2 protein-coding genes are annotated in these 2,456 nt (G+C 52.4%); both read right to left on the minus strand.

The annotated features are described in order from the left end of the window. Positions 1–111: 111 nt before the first annotated feature. A complete protein-coding gene (istB, locus tag DWX62_RS14280) occupies positions 112–894 on the minus strand; it encodes an IS21-like element helper ATPase IstB (RefSeq protein WP_005824105.1) in 783 nt (260 codons plus the stop codon). After that, positions 881–2,456 (minus strand): IS21 family transposase (gene istA / locus DWX62_RS14285; RefSeq protein ID WP_243636277.1); only part of this gene is annotated, 1,576 nt, incomplete at its 5' end. The genes istA and istB, both read right to left, overlap by 14 nt.

Here is a 2,456-nt window from a genome sequence, read left to right on the forward strand (position 1 = left end):
TGGAAAATCCAGTGTAAGCTGCCCCCTAAAACCAAGCGATTCTGCCCCCTTAAAACATTCAACAATGCCCCCTTAAAAAGTCTTGACCGATGGGGTTATTATTATTTTAGTTTATTTCCCTCTGTATGCAGCCATTTTACGGACACTTTCTCCTGTCAGCTCAATCCGGTGCGCCGTATGTATAATACGATCCATAATGGCATCTGCTACTGTAGGGTCTCCGATTGCATCATACCAATTGTCCGTTGGCAGTTGCGAGGTGATGATGATGGACTTGCGCCCATGTCGGTCCTCTATTATATCGAGCAGGATGGGTCGTTCCTTGGCATCAAGGTTCACAAGGAAGAGGTCATCCAATATGAGCAGCGTGCTCCGTTCGATTCTCTTGAGTTCCGATTCCAGTGTGCCTTTTACTTTTGCCACCTTAAGCGTACCCATAAGTTTCGGAGCATTCGCATAATATGTCCGTATGCCCTTCTTGCAGGCTTCATACCCCATTGCTGTGGCAAGGAAGCTCTTCCCGGTACCGGATGACCCTGTGATGAAGAGGTTCTGTCCCTTGCGGATGAACTCCAGCGATGCAAGCCGCTCCATCTGATTGCGGTCAAGGCCACGCGGGATTGCATAGTCTATCTGCTCGAGGCAGGCCTTGTAGCGGAACGCCGCCCCGCGTATAAGGCGTTGGATGGCTGCATTGGCACGGTAGTCCCATTCCCTGGCAAGTAACATGTGCAGGAAAGAGTCGATTGTCATTGTTTCTGCCATAGTGGAGGTTAGGCTTTCAGTGAAGGCGGCGGCCATGCCGTGCAGCTTCATACGGTTCATCAGTTCGATTGTCAACGTGTTGCGGTCTTTTTCGACAGCTATCGGTGCGGTAAGATTATTTGTTTCCATTGTTGTCTCTATTTAAATGTTTTAATTGTGCGAAGTAGGCTGCTCCGCGGATGTTTTTGTGGATAGATGTTACGGGGACCTCATCGTCAATGTCGTCTTTTGACAGGAAGTCTGCATCATCCCCGCGTTCAAGGATCCGCCTTATCTCCTGATATCCGTATAGGCGCAGTTGCGTGGCGCATGCGCTTGCCGCCACCAACCGTTCCAGCCCGAAGGTCTTCTCCAACGCCATGATGCCTCTGCATGAACGGAACGCCGCGGGAGGATACTTCTTGAGTTCCGCCACCTTGCGCAGATACAGCAGCAGGACGTTATCTGTCTGGCCGGCCCGTTCGTAAATCTGTTCCAGATCCTTTTCATAACTTCCATGACGTCCGGGCAGTCCGTGGGCATCCTTGGTCGTATAGGAGTATGGCGTGTCATCGCGCTGGTGTGTGGTCACCAGACGCAGGCCATGATATATTTCCAGCGTGTCCGCATCATAGACAATCTCGACACGTTTGCCTATATACTCTTTCGGTACGCTGTAATGGTGAAGCCTGAAGGTGACATAGCCGTTACGCATTACTGTTGCGGAGCGTCGCTCTTTCATCTGATGGCGTATGGCGGGAAGCGGGCGGAGGCAGTCGGACTCAATCTGCTCGAACTGTTCCCGTCTGGACTGGGGACGCCCGCTCATCCTGCGTCCGTTGAAGGCCGAGAGCGATTCGGATATGGCCGCATTCAGAGACTCCAGCGAGTGGAATACAAGACCCTCGATGTCAGCGTAGACGGATCGGTAAAGTAGCTTCACGGCATTCTCCACCAAGGCCTTGTCCTTTGGATGACGTACCCGTGTGGGGTATACGGTACATCCGTAGTGTTCGGCAAATGCCGCAAACTCCTCGTTGATTACCGGCTCGTTACGGTCGCTGCGGGTTACCGCCGATTTGAGGTTGTCTGGTACGATCGCCATCGGAACCCCGCCGTAAAAATGAAGCGCGTTCTCACACGCCTTAATCAAGTCCTGTCTTGACTGGGACCAGACCGCCTCACAATAGGTATAGTGGCTGCACGGAAGTATGGCCACGAACACTTCAACGCTGCGACATTCACCGCTTTCACTGTCAACGACTTCCAGTTTGTCACCGGCGAAGTCGATATACATCTGGTCTCCGGCATAATGCTCGACATGGCCTACGACATGTGTCACCATACGGTAACGCATGAGATAGTTGCCGAAACTGGCATGTCTGTATCCGTCAGGATGGGGCTCGCGGTACTCTTCGTACAGGGTTTTCACTGTTACGCCTCGGCGGCTAAGCCGGGCAGCATACTCAGGAAGGAGTGCCTCAAGCTCAAGCTGGCGTTGTGACGGTTCCCTGTTACGGCCAACACCTTCAGAGAACATTTCCTGGATGCGAGCGGAAGGCATGGCGGCCAACTCCTTTATCGGTATACCACACTCTTGAAACAGGCGCACATATCTGCGCACCGTGTTGCGGGAAAGCTCAAAGCTCCTGCTTATCTGCTTTATCCCCATCCCCAATGCGTAACATTGGAGGATGTTTGCTATCTTTGTT

Origin of the sequence: Bacteroides sp. AF20-13LB (assembly GCF_003603065.1) — a bacterium.
Taxonomy (GTDB): Bacteria; Bacteroidota; Bacteroidia; order Bacteroidales; family Bacteroidaceae; genus Bacteroides; species Bacteroides uniformis.

Bases quoted from the DNA above. Each gene is read 5' to 3' on its own strand.
- istB (WP_005824105.1), bottom strand. From the start codon at position 894: ATGGAAACAAATAATCTTACCGCACCGATAGCTGTCGAAAAAGACCGC.